A 15,408-nucleotide genomic window follows, 5' to 3' on the forward strand; every position below is an offset into this window, starting at 1 on the left:
TCGCTGTGTAATAATTCATTGCTGCTCTAACCTCCCGTCACGCCCTTTTAGTCCATGCCACAAACCCAGCAAAGATAGGCGAATATGCTCCATCCTAGGAGTCATGAATGCGCCATAGATAGCCAGCCTAAACGGGAACTTGATCAGTTCCGTACTCTTCCAACTCAACGGAACATAGTCCCGTTTAATTAGAAGTACGGCATTTCTAAACAAGTAGTAGTGACGCAGCGCACTATGGCTCGGATAGAGTCGACCCAGCACCCTAACAGGCTCGCCCCCCAATTCGTGCACAAGCGTGATGTCCGGTATACCTAAAATGAGACATCCACACGCCCGCGCGCGAACGCACCATTCAAGGTCGACGAAATCAATAAACAATGAATCGTCCATCGGACCAATTTCACGCCACAACGACAAATTGATGCACGATCCTGACGTAATCAAAAAATCTACAGACACCGGCTCATTCGATGTCGGTCGAATGCGTTTAAGTGAAAAATGGCGAAACCGAATGAATGGCGCAACGCCACCGAGCCTAGCATCTGCGTACGCAGGACCGACAAGCGCAACACGTGGATTACGACTAACGGCGGCATCGATCCGCGTTGGTAAACCGGTCAGCAATTCCGGGGTCGGCTTGCTGTCTTGGTCAAACAGCAAAGCCCATCGGCAACCGCGCTCAAGCAACCGCTCGATACCCTGGTTCAATGCAGTCGCGATCCCCAGATTTCTGCCATTTGAGATGTACTCAATCGTCGGATCAAGTCCAACGCCACCTGCATTGGCACTGGCCTCCGTATTGTCTACAACAATACAATCGCCGAAACCAACAAGTCGATTGGCGTTACGCACGCAATCAGCATTGGGTCGATAAAACACGACGACAATGCCGATTTTTTGGGAGGCTGCGGAACGCTCGCTCATTCGATCAATCACCGAGACAAAGGCTCAGCGCCTCGTCCCACGCAGGCATGTGCAGACCGAATATCTTAGATATTTTCTCGGCACTCATCCGCGAGTTGGCAGGCCGCGCAGCAGGCGTCGGATACTCACTTGACGCGATCGGCACCACCACGGTATCGGAATGATTGCCGTGGTGTTCTAGAATCGACTTCGCAAAGCCGCACCATGATGTCTCGCCTGCTGCTGTAAGATGGTAGACGCCAGAGCGCTCCCGCCACCACTCCGAGCGATTTGCAGCGATGCCTTGCGAAATAATCTGCGCAGTCGCCTCTGCGATTGTCCGAGACCACGTCGGCGCGCCAATCTGATCGGCAACCACCTTCAATTCTCGACGTTCGGTTGCAAGTCGCTGCATCGTTAGCAGGAAATTCTTTCCCCGTCGCCCATAAACCCAACTCGTACGCAAGATCAGATGCGCACAATCTGCTGCGGCAATACTCAACTCTCCGGCGAGCTTGCTCTTCCCGTATACGTTTTGCGGGTTCGGCTGATCATCTTCGACATACGGACTAGACTTCCGCCCGTCGAACACGTAATCGGTTGAATAATGCACAAGCACCGCACCGAGCGCCGCCGCCTCTTGGGCGAGAGTCGCAGGTAACTCCGCGTTGATCCGCATGGCCATCACTGCGTCGGTCTCGGCACGATCCACCGCTGTATAAGCAGCTGGATTGACAATGATCGATGGTGCCGTTTTGCGAATGAATTCACGCACACGCGCCAGGTCAGACAGATCTAGAGTCGCGCGATCGCAAGGCACTACACGCCCTAGGCATTGAAGCGTGCGGCGGAGTTCGAAGCCAACCTGTCCGCTCACGCCCGTGACAACAATCGTCGGCTTATCCACAGTGCTCCTCACGCGAAGACATCCGCTTCGCTCAGATACCGGCCCGCCACATCTTTCGCAGCCAGCGTTGGCTGAAAATCGATGGGCCACTCAATACCGATTTCCGGATCATTCCATGCGATACTTCGCTCATGCTCCGGATACCAATAATCAGTGGTCTTATACTGGAAATCCGCCGTCTCCGACAACACAACGAATCCATGCGCAAAACCGGGCGGAATCCAAAATTGGTGAAAGTTCGACGCGCTTAGGATCGCACCGACCCATTTCCCAAAGGTAGGTGAGCTTTTTCTAATGTCCACAGCCACATCGAACACTTCCCCATCCACGACGCGCACAAGCTTGCCCTGCGCATGCTGAATTTGGTAGTGCAGTCCGCGCAGCACCCCCTTTGTGGAGCGCGAGTGATTATCCTGAACAAACGGCGCATCGACACCGAGCTTCTCGGAAAACTCGCGCGCATTAAAGCTCTCGAGGAAAAATCCGCGCGCGTCCCCAAATACACGGGGAACGATCAATTTGACGTCTGGAATCGCTGTCGCCTTTACTTCGATGCCCATGCAACCTGATCCGTGAGAATGTTCTTGAGGTATTGGCCGTAACCATTTTTGGCAAGCGGCTGTGCAAGTCTAGACAGTTGCTCCCCGTCGATCCAATGCTTCCGATATGCAATTTCCTCCGGACATGCTACGACCAAACCTTGCCGCTTCTGCAGCGTCGCAATAAAGCTCGCTGCCTCGATCAACGAATCATGGGTGCCCGTATCGAGCCACGCGTAACCACGCCCCATGATTTCGACATTTAGCACACCGTCTTGGAGATAGCGCGAATTGACATCGGTGATCTCCAACTCACCGCGCGCAGACGGTTTGATGTCGGCTGCAATGTCGCAGACCCGATTGTCATAGAAGTACAAACCCGTCACTGCGTAGTTCGAGCGTGGCTCCGTCGGTTTCTCTTCGATCGATATCGCACGAAACGATTTGTCGAACTCAACGACACCATATCGCTCAGGATCATGCACGTGATAAGCGAAGACAGTCGCGCCTGACTCCCGTGCATCCGCCCGTTCGAGTTGTCCCGCTAAGTCGTGGCCATAAAAAATGTTGTCGCCGAGAATCAGCGCCGACGGATCGTTGCCGACGAATTCCTTGCCGATGATGAACGCCTGCGCGAGACCATCGGGCGATGGCTGCACGGCGTACTGAATGTTCATCCCCCACTGGCTGCCGTCGCCGAGCATCGACTCGAAGCGCGGCGTGTCCTGCGGCGTCGAGATGATCAGGACATCGCGAATGCCCGCCACCATCAGCGTTGACAGCGGGTAGTAGATCATCGGCTTGTCGTACACCGGCAGCAGTTGCTTCGAGACGACGTGCGTGATCGGATACAGCCGCGTACCCGAACCGCCGGCGAGGATGATGCCTTTACGTGCCATCGCGTATCTCCTCAAGCGCGCTTCGCGTAGTTGGTTTCAACCCACTTACGGTATTCGCCCGATGCGACTTCGTCAGCCCATACCTGGTTGTCGAGATACCAATCGACGGTCTTGGCAAGACCCGTCTCGAACGTTTCCGCCGGCTTCCAGCCGAGTTCGCGCTCGAGCTTGCGTGCATCGATCGCGTAGCGGCGATCGTGGCCTGGCCGGTCCGTCACATAGGTGATTTGGTCGCGATACGAACCTGCTGCCTTCGGACGCGCCTTGTCGAGCAAATCGCACAGCGTGTGCACGACTTCGAGGTTCTTCTTCTCGTTCCAGCCGCCGACGTTATACGTCTCGCCGGGTACACCGCGCGCCAGCACCTCACGGATCGCGCTGCAGTGGTCGCCGACGTACAGCCAGTCGCGCACGTTCTGACCGTCGCCATAAACCGGCAACGGCTTGCCGGCGAGCGCATTCGCGATCATCAACGGAATCAGCTTCTCGGGGAACTGGTACGGGCCGTAGTTGTTCGAACAGTTCGTCGTCAGCGTCGGCAGGCCATACGTATGATGGTATGCACGCACGAGGTGGTCCGAGCCGGCCTTCGTCGCCGAATACGGGCTGTTCGGTGCATAAGGGGTCGTTTCGGAGAATTGCGGATCCGTCGCGGACAGCGAACCGAAAACTTCGTCCGTCGAAACGTGCAGGAAACGGAACGCTGCCTTGTCGGCGTCGTTTAGGCCGCTCCAGTATTGACGGGTTGCTTCGAGGAGGGTGAACGTGCCGACGACGTTGGTCTGCACGAAATCAGCAGGGCCGTGGATCGAGCGGTCGACATGGCTTTCGGCAGCAAAGTGCAACACTGCGCGTGGCTTGTGCTCGGCAAACAATGCATCGAGCGCGGTGCGGTCGCAAATATCGACGCGTGCGAACACGTGCTTGGGGTTGCCATCCAGCGACTGCAGCGTACGAAGGTTGCCCGCATACGTGAGCTTGTCGACGTTGAGCACGGCTTCGTCGGATTCACGCAGCCAGTCAAGAACAAAGTTGGCACCGATAAAACCCGCGCCGCCCGTAACCAGGATCATGAGGCTCCCTCTAGTAAAGCGCGGCAAGTCGCCAACCGACGCTTGCCGCTGAGAATCGCAAGTGACAATGACAGTCACATCAGGCCGAGGATTTTACCCGGTCGTCCCTACCATCAAAGTCATGAAGTGCTAATTTTGTTGGGGAAATGAGCAATTATAGAGATCCGCAGTGCGCAAAAGCCATGCCGCTAACAACTTGATACAGCGCTCCGCCCCTCTCGGCCAAAAATTTTATGCGTCGAGATCGCGTGCCATGATGGAATAAAATTCTCAAATCAAGCGCATTTTTACCATCATTTTCCTTGAACGTCACAAATTGTAACAGTCGCCCCTCATGACGCACACCCCCATCGCCATCGGCGACATCCAAGGCTGCCATTCCGCTTTCCAGTCGCTGCTCGCCAAGCTCTCAGCCCCCCCCGACACCCCGCTCTGGATCGCCGGCGACGTCGTCAACCGCGGCCCGGGCTCCCTCGCCGCGCTGCGCGCGGTCGTCGACCTCGGCCCGCGCGCGACCGTGGTACTCGGCAACCACGACCTCCACCTGCTCGCCGTCTCCGCCGGCCTGCGCACCGAACGCCCCGGCGACACGATCGGCGAGATCCTCGACGCCCCCGACGCCGACGCCCTGCTCGATTGGGTCCGCCACCGCCCGTTCGTGCATGTCGAAGACGGAAAGCTGCTCGTCCACGCCGGCGTGCTGCCGCAATGGGACGCCACGCTCGCACTCGAACTCGCCGACGAGCTCCAGCGCGCACTCCGCGCCCCCGACTGGCGCGACACGCTGCAAGGCCTGTACGGCAACGAACCCAACCAATGGAACCCGAACCAGAAAAAACGTGACCGGATGCGCGTCGCATTCAACGCGTTCACGCGCCTGCGCTTCTGCACGCCCGATGGCGCGATGGAATTCAAGGCGAACGGCGGCCCCGACAGCGCACCGCCCGGCTACCTGCCGTGGTTCGACGTGCCGGGGCGCCGCACTGCGGACGTGACGGTCGTGTTCGGCCACTGGGCCGCGCTCGGCCTGATGCTGCGCGACAACGTCGTCGCGCTCGATTCGGGATGCGTATGGGGAAACCAGTTGTCGGCCGTACGGCTGACGGCCGATCCGGCCCAGCGCACGGTCACGCAGGTGCAGTGCGAAGCGTGCCGCTCGCCGGGCGGCGAGTGACCACACGCTGATTCGCCCGGCCCGGCCGGGCCGGGCAGCGCGTCAGCCCTCGCGCCCCGGCACGGGCGCGTCCGCTGCCGCCTCGCCCGCCGCACCGGCGCCGAGCTCGGTCGCCGGATACGCATGCTTCTGCAGCTCGGCGAGCGACTCGGCCGTCGGCTTGCCAACCTTCTCCTGCATCGCCGCCAGCGCGGCCGCGATCGCATCGCGCGCCGCCGCGGACGTCGCGCGGCGATCGCCGCCCGGCGCGATCGGTTCGCACACGTACAGATGCGCGACGAGCGGGCCGCCGCGCAGCACCATGTCGAGCGACTTGCCGAGCGACAAATCGCCCGTGTAGGCCGGCGCGACCGACTGCCGCCCGTGCGCGTCCTCGTACATCAGGCAGATCGGCTGCACCGCGCAGCCGGCCGACACCGCGGCCTGGAACAGGTTCGCATGGAACGGCAGCAGATCCTGGCCGTCGGACGTCGTCCCTTCCGGAAACACGCACATCACGCCGCCGTTGCGCAGGCGTTCGGCCATCTCGTGCATGATCCGCATCGCCTCGGTGCGCTTCTCGCGCTGCAGGAACACGGTGTCGAGCTTCTCGGCGAGCCAGCCGACGACCGGCCACTGCCGCACCTCGGCTTTCGACACGAACGGCGTCGGCCGCCACGCGTTGACCGCGTAGATGTCGAGCCACGACACGTGGTTGCCCACGACGAGCGCGCTCGCGTCGAGCCGCGCGCCGTCGTTGTGGACGACGAGGCGCATCCCGCAGATGCGCAGCATCTTGACCGACCAGCGGCGCGTCAACTCGGCGCGGTGCGCGGGCGTGACGTGCGAAAAACGCAGCGCGACGATCACCATGCCGCGCAACAGGTGAAAGACGAGACGCAGCTTGCGAAAGGCGATCATGGCGAAGGTCCGGCGTGGTTCAGTGGCGCTCGAACGCGACCTGCCCGCCCACGAGCGTCGCGCGCACGGTGGCCGGCAGTTCGTAGCCGAGGAACGGCGAGTTGTGGCCCTGGCTCTTCAGCGCACGCGGCTCGACGCGCCAGTGCGCGCGCGGGTCGAACACGCACAGGTCCGCCGCGCCGCCTTCGGCGAGGCGCCCCGCCGGCAGTTGCAGCACGTCGGCCGGCGCGGCCGTGATGCGGCGCAGCGCCTGCGCGAGCGGCGTGCGCGTCTCGTCCGCCCATTTCAGCGTGAGCGACAGCAGCAGCTCGAGCCCCGTCGCGCCCGGCGTCGCTTCGGCGAACGGCAGCAGCTTCTCGTCGTCGTCGACCGGCGTGTGATCGGAGCAGATCGCGTCGATCGTGCCGTCGGCAAGCGCCGCGCGGATCGCTTCGCGGTCGCGCTCGCCGCGCAGCGGCGGATCGAGCCGGAACTGCGAATCGAAGTAGCCGATGTCGACGTCGATCAGGTGGACGTGGTTCACGCCGACGTCGCAGGTCACGGGCAGCCCTTCCGCCTTCGCCGCGCGCACGAGCGCGAGGCCGGCCGCCGACGACAGCCGCGCGAGGTGCACGCGCGCGCCCGTCACGCGCATCAGCTCGAAAATGGTGTGCAGCGCGATCGTCTCGGCCGCGGCCGGCACGCCGGACAGCCCGAGCCGCGACGCGAGCGCGCCGCTCGCGGCCACGCCGCCGCGGCCGATGAACGCGTCGAGCGGACGCAGCCACGTCGTGTAGCCATAGGTGCTCGCGTATTGCAGCGCGCGCAGCAGCACCTGCGTGTCGCGCACCGGCACGTTCGCATGCGTGAAGCCGACGCAGCCGGATTCGGTCAGCGCGACCATCTCGGTGATCACTTCGCCCTTGAGGCCGACGGTCAGCGCGCCGAGCGGATGCACGTTCGCCTGCTGCAGGTTGCGCGCGCGGAACTTGAGCATCTCGACGAGGCCCGGCTCGTCGAGCACCGGGTCGGTGTCCGGCGGGCACACGAGCGTCGTGACGCCGCCCGCGACGGCCGCGGCCATCTCGGACGCGAGCGTCGCCTTGTGTTCGTAGCCGGGCTCGCGCAGTCGCGCGCACAGGTCGACGAGGCCGGGCGCGACGATCAGGCCCGATGCGTCGATCGTCTTGTCCGCGTTGAAACCGGCCGGCGCGCCGCCAAGCGCGGCGATCTTGCCGTCCGCGACGAATACGTCGGCCTGCCGTTCGGTGCCGGCGACCGGGTCGATCAGCGTGCCGCCTTTGATATGAATCTTCATGCGCTGTCTGTGAATGCGTTGATTGCGTTGAATGCCTGAACGAGGATGCGCGAAAGCGGGCTCAGTCGCTGTTGCCGGCGACGATGCCCATCACCGCCATCCGCACGGCGATGCCGAACGTGACCTGGTTGAGGATCACCGACTGCGGGCCGTCGGCGACCTGCGAATCGATCTCGACGCCGCGGTTCATCGGCCCCGGGTGCATCACGATCGCGTCGGGCGCGGCGAGCGCGAGGCGCTCGGGCGTCAGGCCCCACGTCTTGAAGTACTCCTGCGCGGACGGCAGCAGCGCGCCGCTCATCCGTTCGTTCTGCAGGCGCAGCATGATGATCACGTCGACGCCCTTCAGCCCTTCGTCGAGGTTGTGGAACACCTTCACGCCCATCTGTTCGAGGCCGCCCGGCAGCAGCGTGCGCGGGCCGATCGCGCGCACTTCGGGCACGCCGAGCGTGGTGAGTGCGTGGATGTCGGAGCGCGCGACGCGCGAATGCAGGATGTCGCCGACGATCGCCACGCGCAGCTTCGTGAAGTCGCGCTTGTAGTGGCGGATCGTGTACATGTCGAGCAGGCCTTGCGTCGGATGCGCGTGGCGGCCGTCGCCGGCGTTGATCACGTGCACGTGCGGCGCGCAGTGCTCGGCGATCAGGTACGGCGCGCCGCTCGACGCGTGGCGTACGACGAACAGGTCGGCATGCATCGCCGACAGGTTGTTGATCGTGTCGAGCAGCGATTCGCCCTTGCTCGTGGACGACGCGTTGATGTTCAGGTTCAGCACGTCGGCCGACAGGCGCGTCGCGGCGATCTCGAAGGTCGTGCGCGTGCGCGTCGAGTTCTCGAAGAACAGGTTGAACACGGACTTGCCGCGCAAGAGCGGCACCTTCTTCACTTCACGATCCGTCACGCTGACGAACTGCTCGGCCGTATCGAGGATGTGATTGACGATCGAGCGCGGCAGGCCTTCGATCGACAGCAGATGCTTCAGCTCGCCGTTTTTCGTGAGCTGCGGGTTGCCCTTCAGGAAACCGTAGCGAAACCGGTCGGGGCTCGCGGCCGCCGCGGGATTGCCGGTGCGGCCAGTGGTGTCGGTGGTCATGGTGTGCGTGATTCCAACTATGCAAACGGGCCGCGGTGCAAACCAGCGGCCCGGGATACGGTTCGCGTGTGGTTCAGGCGCCGTGCGACTCGACGCGCAGCGTGAACCGCGCATCGTCGCGCGCGAGCACGAGCGTCGCGCCGGCCGGCACGTCGAGCGTGCCGCCCGCGAAGCGTGCGGCGACCGGCAGCTCGCGGCCGCCGCGATCGGCGAGCACCGCGAGCTCGACCGCGGCCGGACGGCCGTAGTCGAACAGCTCGTTGAGCGCCGCGCGCACGGTGCGCCCGGTGTACAGCACGTCGTCGACGAGCACGATGCGCGCGCCGTCGATCTCGAACGGCAGCGACGTCGGGCTGGCCTGGCTGTGCAGCCCCTTCTTCGCGTAGTCGTCGCGGTGCAGCGCGACGTTGACGACGCCGAACGCCGGTGCGCCGAGATCGCGCGCGAGGCGCTCGGCGAGCCACGCGCCGCCGCTGTGAATGCCGGCGAGCCGCGGGCCGCCCGGTTCGGCGAACGCCTTGCCGTACGCGGCGCGGATCTGGTCGAGCAGGACGCGGTAAAGCGCCTCGGCGTCAATGATGCTCATGGTCGGACAATTGATCGAGATACTGTTGAAGAATGACGCGCGCGGCCTCGGCATCGAGCATGTCGACGCGGGCGCGGCCGCGCACGTTGCGCTCGCGCAGCCCGGCCTCGGCCTCGACCGACGAATAGCGCTCGTCGACCCACGTGACGGGCAGCCCGAAGCGGCCGTTCAACTGGTTGCCGAAGCGCTTCGCCTGCTGCGTCATGTCGTGCGGCGTGCCGTCCGGATGCATCGGCAGGCCCACGACGAGCGCGTCCGGCCGCCATTCGGCCAGCAGGTCGCCGACCGCCTTGAAGCGGTGTTCGCGGTTCAGGTTCTGGATCACGACGAGCGCACGCGCCGAGCGCGTCAGCGCGTTGCCGATCGCGACGCCGATCCGTTTTTCGCCGTAGTCGAACGCCAGGAGCGTCGCATCGCGCGCGCTCGCGCCGCTCATGCGTGCCCTGCTTCGCCGGACAGCATCGACGAGCTCACGCCGAGCAGGCCGAGCGCGGCTTCGAAGCGCTCCTCGGCCGGCGTGTCGAACACGATGCGCGGATCGGCGGCGACGGTCAGCCAGCCGTTGCGGGAAATTTCTTCCTCGAGCTGGCCGGCGCCCCAGCCCGCATGGCCCAGCGTCAGCAGAAAGCGTTTCGGGCCGGTGCCCGTTGCGACCGCCTCGAGCACGTCCTTCGACGTCGTCATCTCGAGCCCGCCGTCGACGGACATCGACGAGTTGTAGCTCGCGCCCTCGACCGGCTCGTGCAGCACGAAGCCGCGCTCGGTCTGGACCGGGCCGCCGAAGTACACGGGAATGTGCAGCAACGGCTCGATGTCGAGCTTCAGGTCGATGCGGTTGAACAGCGACTCGAGGTCGATGTCGGTGGGACGATTGATGACGAGGCCGAGCGCACCGCGCTCGCTGTGATCGCAAAGATAGACCACCGTCCCCGAGAACGTCGGATCGGCCATGTTCGGCATGGCGATCAGGAACTGGTTGGTGAGATTGATGCGATCGGAAGGCTTTGACATGGTTTGAATTTTAGCAAAGACGCCGCGACCTGACCGGGCCGCGATCAACAAGCAACGCCGCGCCGCGCTGGCAACGGCGCGCGCGGATCACACGGCACTCTAACACGCGCGCGGGCGCTGTCGGCAGCGTGTTGCAGGCCCGCCCGGCGAGGCCCGCCGTCGCGTGTCCGTCCCCTTGTTCGTCAGCTCCGGCCGAGCGCCGCGCCGAGCGCTTCGGACGCCGCCGTGAGGTCCGGCGGCGCGACGCCGGCCGCGATCTTCAGGAGCGCCGCGCGCAGCATGTCGGACGCATGGCGGTGCGCATCGAGGCCGCCGTCGGCGAGCGGCACGCCGTGCGCCGCACGGCGCCACGCCAGGCCGAGCGTATCGGCCAGCAGCGCCGCGTGGCCGAGCCCGAGCGCGCACGCGGCCGTGCCGACCCGGTAGGCGGCGCCGGACGCGTGCCATGCGGCGCCGGCGTCGGCCGTGGCCGGATTGGCCGCCAGATCGGCCATCGACGCATCGGCGGTCTGCAGGAAATCCTCGTAGGCATGCGCATTGACGGTCACGACGCCGAGCGCACGAGTGGGGGCGGCGGCGACCGCATCGTGCTCGGCCCGCGCGGCATCGGCCTCCCACAGCGCCTCGGATGCGGGCGTGCCGGCGACGTGCCAGTCGACCGTCAACCCGTAGTCGTGCAGCACGTCGACGAGCGCGACATCCTCGGCCGCGGCGCCGAACAGCGCGAAATCGCGCCATAGCAGCGCCACCGTCTCGCGCACCAGGTCGGGCGGCGCGCTGCGCCGGCCCTGCGCGTGTTCGCCGAGCAGCAGGTTGGTCCGCGCGAGAAAGCGCTTGAGCTCGGGCGCGCCGCTTGCCCGCAGTGCGCGCACGCACGCGGCCGCGAGCCGCCAGAAGTCGTATGGTGCGTCGTCGGTGAGCGCGGCGAGCAGCGCGTCGAGTTCGTCGAGCGCCGCGCCCGGCGCACCGTGCTCGGCACGCAGCACGCCGAGCAGCGCCTGCTCGTAGCGGGCGCGAATCCGGGGCGCGACGGTATCGGGCAGCGCGCGCAGCGTGGCGGGCGGCACCGCGCGGCCGACCAGCGCCAGCGCATCGAGCGGCACGCTCGCGCGCAGGTCGGCAGCACTTTGCGCGCGCAACGCCCGGAAATGCTCGAAGAGAACGGGCGAGCACGCAAGCTCGCGCAGATTGTGGCGCCCGACGGCCGCACGAAAATCGCGCAGCGCCGCACGCCAGCCGGCCGACGTCGGCTCGGTGGCAACGAGCGGCACCGCGGCCGACAGTTGCCCGGCGAAGCGCGCGGCCGGCAGCCAGCCGGCTTCCGCCAGTACGGCCGCGGCAGCGGCAAGCGGCGCCGCGGCGTCGTCGCGCCGCTCGAACGCGTCGGCGGCCGCCGCCAGCCACGCGTCGGCCGCGCGCACGGCGCCGCCGCGCGGGTTGGGCAATGCGTCAGGGTGGGGAACGTTCGCCGGATCGGACGTCATGGACACGCGCGCCTGTCATCGTCAAGTCGCTCGCGCGTGCCGCAGCGCGAACGCCGGGCCGGTGCGAGGCCTGAGCGGAGTGCTCGTGGGCCAGCGGTCCGGTCAGATCTGGACCATCTCGAAGTCTTCCTTGCGGGCGCCGCATTCAGGGCACGTCCAGTTGATCGGGACGTCTTCCCAGCGCGTGCCCGGGGCAATGCCCTCTTCCGGCAGCCCGGCTTCTTCGTCGTAAATCCAGCCACAAATCAGGCACATCCAGCTCTTGTATTCCATCTTAAGCCGCGTCGGGGAAAAGTCGGTAAATTCGGGAGCCATGATGGTACCGTGTCGGGGCCGGACTGCCTAGCAATCGCGCTGGAGGACGGCAACTACGTTGCGCCGCGCTAAAAAATCCGTCGTACCGGCCGGATTCCACCGCATAATGGTTGAAAAGTGCGGCCTGCCGGGCAACACGGGGCCGAACAAAGCCCATCCGCCTCGCCGTCCGCATGTCCGTCGCTTGTCCGTTTTTCTCTTGCCCCATTTTTACATGTCCAGCAACGCCCCTCCGATCGTCCTCACCTTCGGCCTGTCCGATCCCACCGGCGGCTCCGGCCTCCAAGCCGATCTGATGACCCTGGCGAGCATGGGCTGTCACGGCGTGTCCGTCCTGACCGGCTATACCGTGCGCGACTCGGCCGCCTGCGACGAGGTGACCGGCCTCGACCCCGACGTCGTCGCCGCGCAGGCGCGCATGCTGCTCGAAGACATGCCGGTCGCCGCGTTCAAGATCGGCGCGGCCACGCGCGCGGAAGTCGTCAGTGCGATCGCCGAAGTCGTGGCCGACTACGACGGTGTGCCGCTCGTGCTCGCGCCCGATTTCACGCTCGACGACGAACACGTGCTCGCGGCCGACGACCTGCGCGAATCGATCGCCGATCTGCTGGCGCCGCAAACCACGCTGCTGGTCGCCGACCACGCGACGCTGATCGCGCTCGCGCAGCCGGACGGCGATGCCGAGGCGCCGAATCTCGACGCGGCCGTGTCGCACCTGCTGTCGCAGGGCTGCGAATACATCCTGTCGTCGGAAACGGGTTCGCACCGGCTCGTCAACACGCTGTACGGCGAGGAAGGCCAGCTTCGCGAAGACATGTGGGATCGCTCGCCGCACCGGCTGATGGGCATCACCGATACGCTCGGCGCGGCCATCGCGGCGCTGCTCGCGAACGGCCAGGAGCCGCCCGAAGCGGTGCGCGAGGCGCAGGAATATTTGTACCAGGCCGTGCGCGACGCGTTCCGGCCCGGCATGGGTGCGTACCTGCCCGACCGGTTCTTCTGGGCGCGCAGCAACGACGAGTCGGACACGCCGCCGGCCGTGAAGGCCGATTCGGCGCCGAGGACGTCGCATCGGCATTGAGCGGCGACGCGGCCGGTAGATCCCGCCGCCGCGAACGGCGCGCTGAATTCCACGTGCAAATAAAAAAGACCCGCATCGCTGCGGGTCTTTTCTTTTGGCTGGAACGCGCATCGCTGCGCGCTCCGGACATCGTCGACCGAAGTCGATTACATGTCCATGCCCATGCCGCCCATGCCGCCCGGCATGCCGCCCGGCATCGGTGCGTCTTCCTTCGGCAGTTCCGCGACAGCAGCGTCCGTCGTCAGCAGCAGGCCTGCGACCGAAGCTGCGTTCTGCAGCGCGGTGCGCGTGACCTTGGTCGGGTCGACGACGCCGGCTTCAACCATGTCGACGTACTCGCCCGTTGCTGCGTTGTAGCCGTAGTTGCCCTTGCCTGCAGCAACTGCCGCCACCACGACGCTGGCTTCTTCGCCGCCGTTCGTGACGATCTGGCGCAGCGGCTCTTCCATCGCGCGCAGCACGATCTTGATGCCGGCGTTCTGGTCGGCGTTCGCGCCGGTCAGGCCCGCGATCGCGGTGCGTGCGCGGATCAGCGCAACGCCGCCGCCTGCCACGATGCCTTCTTCCACAGCTGCGCGGGTAGCGTGCAGTGCGTCTTCGACACGTGCCTTCTTTTCCTTCATTTCGACTTCGGTCGCAGCACCGACCTTGATCACTGCCACGCCGCCTGCCAGCTTGGCCACGCGCTCTTGCAGCTTTTCACGGTCGTAGTCCGACGTCGCTTCTTCGATCTGCGCGCGCACTTGCTTCACGCGTGCTTCGATGCTTGCAGCTTCGCCTGCGCCGTCGATGATCGTCGTGTTTTCCTTGCCCACTTCGATGCGCTTCGCCTGGCCCAGTTCTGCCAGCGTTGCCTTCTCGAGCGTCAGGCCGGTTTCTTCCGCGATGACTTGACCGCCGGTCAGGATCGCGATGTCTTCCAGCATCGCCTTGCGACGATCGCCGAAGCCCGGCGCCTTGACCGCAACGGTCTTCAGGATGCCGCGGATGTTGTTGACGACCAGCGTGGCCAGTGCCTCGCCTTCGACGTCTTCTGCGATGATCAGCAGCGGACGGCCAGCCTTCGCGACTTGCTCGAGCACCGGCAGCAGATCACGGATGTTCGACACCTTCTTGTCGTGCAGCAGCACGAACGGGTTGTCGAGGACGGCGACTTGCTTGTCCGGGTTGTTGATGAAGTACGGCGACAGGTAGCCGCGGTCGAACTGCATGCCTTCGACGACGTCCAGCTCGTCGGCGAGCGACTTGCCGTCTTCGACGGTGATGACGCCTTCCTTGCCGACCTTGTCCATCGCTTCAGCGATGCGATCGCCGATCGACGAATCGCTGTTCGCCGAGATCGAGCCGACCTGGGCGATTTCCTTGTTGGTCGTGCACGGCTTGCTGATCTTCTTCAGCTCTTCGACAGCCGCCGCGACTGCCTTGTCGATGCCGCGCTTCAGGTCCATCGGGTTCATGCCCGATGCGACGTACTTCATGCCTTCGCGGACGATCGATTGCGCGAGGACGGTTGCCGTCGTCGTGCCGTCGCCTGCGTTGTCGCTGGTCTTGGAAGCGACTTCCTTGACCATCTGCGCGCCCATGTTCTGGAGCTTGTCCTTCAGCTCGATTTCCTTCGCGACCGACACACCGTCCTTGGTGACCGTCGGGCCGCCGAAGCTGCGCTCGAGCACGACGTTGCGGCCCTTCGGACCCAGCGTGACCTTGACTGCGTTGGCGAGAATGTTCACGCCTTCGACCATCTTCGAACGGGCGGAATCGCCGAATACGACGTCTTTAGCTGCCATCTTCTAACTCCTTGAATTCTTGGGAATATGTACCGTCGGAGGACGCTTACTTGGCGTTGACCACGGCCATGATGTCTTCTTCGCGCATGACCAGCAGTTCGTTGCCGTCGACCTTCACGGTCTGGCCTGCGTACTTGCCGAACAGAACACGATCGCCGACCTTCACGTCGAGCGCGATCGGGGCGCCCTTGTCGTCGCGCTTGCCCGGGCCGACGGCCAGGACTTCGCCCTGATCCGGCTTTTCAGCAGCGGCGTCGGGGATCACGATGCCCGAGGCGGTCTTGGTTTCCTGATCCAGGCGCTTGACGATCACGCGATCGTGCAAAGGACGAAGGTTCATATTCACTCCTCTCTTGACT

General features: G+C 64.7%; 17 protein-coding genes. 2 read left to right on the forward strand and 15 right to left on the reverse strand.

The genetic code is table 11. From position 1 onward, the window contains the following. Nucleotides 1-15: 15 nt before the first annotated feature. From LGN10_RS15345 to rfbB, 5 genes are read right to left on the reverse strand one after another with little or no spacing between them, the layout of a single operon-like run. Nucleotides 16-924, reverse strand: a complete 909-nt coding sequence (locus tag LGN10_RS15345) for a glycosyltransferase family 2 protein (RefSeq protein ID WP_226224144.1) — start codon at nucleotides 922-924, stop codon at nucleotides 16-18. 4 nt (nucleotides 925-928) lie between these two features. After that, a complete protein-coding gene (rfbD, locus tag LGN10_RS15350; protein ID WP_226224145.1) occupies nucleotides 929-1,810 on the reverse strand; it encodes a dTDP-4-dehydrorhamnose reductase in 882 nt (293 codons plus the stop codon). Nucleotides 1,811-1,818: 8 nt separating this feature from the next. Then, on the reverse strand, nucleotides 1,819-2,370 hold the full coding sequence (gene rfbC, locus LGN10_RS15355; protein ID WP_226224146.1) for a dTDP-4-dehydrorhamnose 3,5-epimerase: 552 nt from the start codon (nucleotides 2,368-2,370) through the stop codon (nucleotides 1,819-1,821). After that, the gene (gene rfbA / locus LGN10_RS15360) at nucleotides 2,355-3,248 is read right to left on the reverse strand and encodes a glucose-1-phosphate thymidylyltransferase RfbA (protein ID WP_226224147.1); all 894 of its coding nucleotides are present in this window, start codon (nucleotides 3,246-3,248) and stop codon (nucleotides 2,355-2,357) included. The genes rfbC and rfbA overlap by 16 nt, the downstream gene beginning before the upstream one ends. A gap of 11 nt (nucleotides 3,249-3,259) precedes the next feature. After that, entirely contained in the window at nucleotides 3,260-4,321 is a 1,062-nt protein-coding gene (rfbB, locus tag LGN10_RS15365; protein ID WP_226224213.1) for a dTDP-glucose 4,6-dehydratase, read from the reverse strand. A gap of 334 nt (nucleotides 4,322-4,655) precedes the next feature. Between rfbB and LGN10_RS15370 the strand changes: the two genes are divergently transcribed. After that, nucleotides 4,656-5,495: a symmetrical bis(5'-nucleosyl)-tetraphosphatase gene (locus LGN10_RS15370; RefSeq protein WP_226224148.1), complete on the forward strand. Its 840-nt coding sequence runs from the start codon at nucleotides 4,656-4,658 to the stop codon at nucleotides 5,493-5,495. Between the two features lie 42 nt (nucleotides 5,496-5,537). Here LGN10_RS15370 and LGN10_RS15375 read toward each other — a convergent pair whose 3' ends face one another. The 8 genes from LGN10_RS15375 to LGN10_RS15410 form a co-directional block, all read right to left on the reverse strand. Continuing rightward, on the reverse strand, nucleotides 5,538-6,395 hold the full coding sequence (locus LGN10_RS15375) for a lysophospholipid acyltransferase family protein (RefSeq protein WP_059641977.1): 858 nt from the start codon (nucleotides 6,393-6,395) through the stop codon (nucleotides 5,538-5,540). A gap of 19 nt (nucleotides 6,396-6,414) precedes the next feature. Next, entirely contained in the window at nucleotides 6,415-7,692 is a 1,278-nt protein-coding gene (locus tag LGN10_RS15380) for a dihydroorotase (protein ID WP_226224149.1), read from the reverse strand. 61 nt (nucleotides 7,693-7,753) lie between these two features. Beyond that, complete coding sequence (locus LGN10_RS15385) at nucleotides 7,754-8,785, reverse strand: aspartate carbamoyltransferase catalytic subunit (RefSeq protein WP_006476735.1); 1,032 nt, start codon at nucleotides 8,783-8,785, stop codon at nucleotides 7,754-7,756. Nucleotides 8,786-8,858: 73 nt separating this feature from the next. Beyond that, nucleotides 8,859-9,371, reverse strand: a complete 513-nt coding sequence (pyrR, locus tag LGN10_RS15390; protein ID WP_226224150.1) for a bifunctional pyr operon transcriptional regulator/uracil phosphoribosyltransferase PyrR — start codon at nucleotides 9,369-9,371, stop codon at nucleotides 8,859-8,861. Continuing rightward, nucleotides 9,358-9,807 carry a Holliday junction resolvase RuvX gene (ruvX, locus tag LGN10_RS15395; RefSeq protein WP_226224151.1) on the reverse strand — a complete coding sequence of 150 codons (450 nt, stop codon included), beginning with the start codon at nucleotides 9,805-9,807 and terminating at the stop codon, nucleotides 9,358-9,360. The genes pyrR and ruvX overlap by 14 nt, the downstream gene beginning before the upstream one ends. Then, nucleotides 9,804-10,382 carry a YqgE/AlgH family protein gene (locus LGN10_RS15400; protein ID WP_006491354.1) on the reverse strand — a complete coding sequence of 193 codons (579 nt, stop codon included), beginning with the start codon at nucleotides 10,380-10,382 and terminating at the stop codon, nucleotides 9,804-9,806. The genes ruvX and LGN10_RS15400 overlap by 4 nt, the downstream gene beginning before the upstream one ends. A gap of 182 nt (nucleotides 10,383-10,564) precedes the next feature. After that, the gene (locus LGN10_RS15405; RefSeq protein WP_089464582.1) at nucleotides 10,565-11,866 is read right to left on the reverse strand and encodes a hypothetical protein; all 1,302 of its coding nucleotides are present in this window, start codon (nucleotides 11,864-11,866) and stop codon (nucleotides 10,565-10,567) included. Between the two features lie 102 nt (nucleotides 11,867-11,968). Beyond that, nucleotides 11,969-12,139 carry a rubredoxin gene (locus tag LGN10_RS15410; protein ID WP_004186709.1) on the reverse strand — a complete coding sequence of 57 codons (171 nt, stop codon included), beginning with the start codon at nucleotides 12,137-12,139 and terminating at the stop codon, nucleotides 11,969-11,971. A gap of 256 nt (nucleotides 12,140-12,395) precedes the next feature. On the opposite strand from LGN10_RS15410, the gene LGN10_RS15415 reads away from it, so the two are divergent. Further along, entirely contained in the window at nucleotides 12,396-13,262 is an 867-nt protein-coding gene (locus LGN10_RS15415) for a hydroxymethylpyrimidine/phosphomethylpyrimidine kinase (RefSeq protein ID WP_059574212.1), read from the forward strand. 146 nt (nucleotides 13,263-13,408) lie between these two features. On the opposite strand, the gene groL is transcribed toward LGN10_RS15415, so the two are convergent. Further along, nucleotides 13,409-15,049, reverse strand: a complete 1,641-nt coding sequence (groL, locus tag LGN10_RS15420; RefSeq protein WP_006485462.1) for a chaperonin GroEL — start codon at nucleotides 15,047-15,049, stop codon at nucleotides 13,409-13,411. A gap of 46 nt (nucleotides 15,050-15,095) precedes the next feature. Beyond that, nucleotides 15,096-15,389: a co-chaperone GroES gene (groES, locus tag LGN10_RS15425; RefSeq protein WP_011351136.1), complete on the reverse strand. Its 294-nt coding sequence runs from the start codon at nucleotides 15,387-15,389 to the stop codon at nucleotides 15,096-15,098. Between the last annotated feature and the right edge of the window lie 19 nt (nucleotides 15,390-15,408).

The organism is Burkholderia sp. AU32262, from assembly GCF_020419985.1.
Classification (GTDB): Bacteria; Pseudomonadota; Gammaproteobacteria; order Burkholderiales; family Burkholderiaceae; genus Burkholderia; species Burkholderia semiarida.

What these genes read in the sequence shown, in the direction of transcription:
- LGN10_RS15345 (WP_226224144.1), bottom strand. Translation starts at nt 924, where the DNA reads ATGAGCGAGCGTTCCGCAGCCTCCCAAAAAATCGGCATTGTCGTCGTG.
- rfbC (WP_226224146.1), bottom strand. Translation starts at nt 2,370, where the DNA reads ATGGGCATCGAAGTAAAGGCGACAGCGATTCCAGACGTCAAATTGATC.
- rfbA (WP_226224147.1), bottom strand. Translation starts at nt 3,248, where the DNA reads ATGGCACGTAAAGGCATCATCCTCGCCGGCGGTTCGGGTACGCGGCTG.
- rfbB (WP_226224213.1), bottom strand. Translation starts at nt 4,321, where the DNA reads ATGATCCTGGTTACGGGCGGCGCGGGTTTTATCGGTGCCAACTTTGTT.
- LGN10_RS15370 (WP_226224148.1), top strand. Translation starts at nt 4,656, where the DNA reads ATGACGCACACCCCCATCGCCATCGGCGACATCCAAGGCTGCCATTCC.
- LGN10_RS15375 (WP_059641977.1), bottom strand. Translation starts at nt 6,395, where the DNA reads ATGATCGCCTTTCGCAAGCTGCGTCTCGTCTTTCACCTGTTGCGCGGC.
- LGN10_RS15380 (WP_226224149.1), bottom strand. Translation starts at nt 7,692, where the DNA reads ATGAAGATTCATATCAAAGGCGGCACGCTGATCGACCCGGTCGCCGGC.
- LGN10_RS15385 (WP_006476735.1), bottom strand. Translation starts at nt 8,785, where the DNA reads ATGACCACCGACACCACTGGCCGCACCGGCAATCCCGCGGCGGCCGCG.
- pyrR (WP_226224150.1), bottom strand. Translation starts at nt 9,371, where the DNA reads ATGAGCATCATTGACGCCGAGGCGCTTTACCGCGTCCTGCTCGACCAG.
- ruvX (WP_226224151.1), bottom strand. Translation starts at nt 9,807, where the DNA reads ATGAGCGGCGCGAGCGCGCGCGATGCGACGCTCCTGGCGTTCGACTAC.
- LGN10_RS15400 (WP_006491354.1), bottom strand. Translation starts at nt 10,382, where the DNA reads ATGTCAAAGCCTTCCGATCGCATCAATCTCACCAACCAGTTCCTGATC.
- LGN10_RS15405 (WP_089464582.1), bottom strand. Translation starts at nt 11,866, where the DNA reads ATGACGTCCGATCCGGCGAACGTTCCCCACCCTGACGCATTGCCCAAC.
- LGN10_RS15410 (WP_004186709.1), bottom strand. Translation starts at nt 12,139, where the DNA reads ATGGAATACAAGAGCTGGATGTGCCTGATTTGTGGCTGGATTTACGAC.
- LGN10_RS15415 (WP_059574212.1), top strand. Translation starts at nt 12,396, where the DNA reads ATGTCCAGCAACGCCCCTCCGATCGTCCTCACCTTCGGCCTGTCCGAT.
- groL (WP_006485462.1), bottom strand. Translation starts at nt 15,049, where the DNA reads ATGGCAGCTAAAGACGTCGTATTCGGCGATTCCGCCCGTTCGAAGATG.
- groES (WP_011351136.1), bottom strand. Translation starts at nt 15,389, where the DNA reads ATGAACCTTCGTCCTTTGCACGATCGCGTGATCGTCAAGCGCCTGGAT.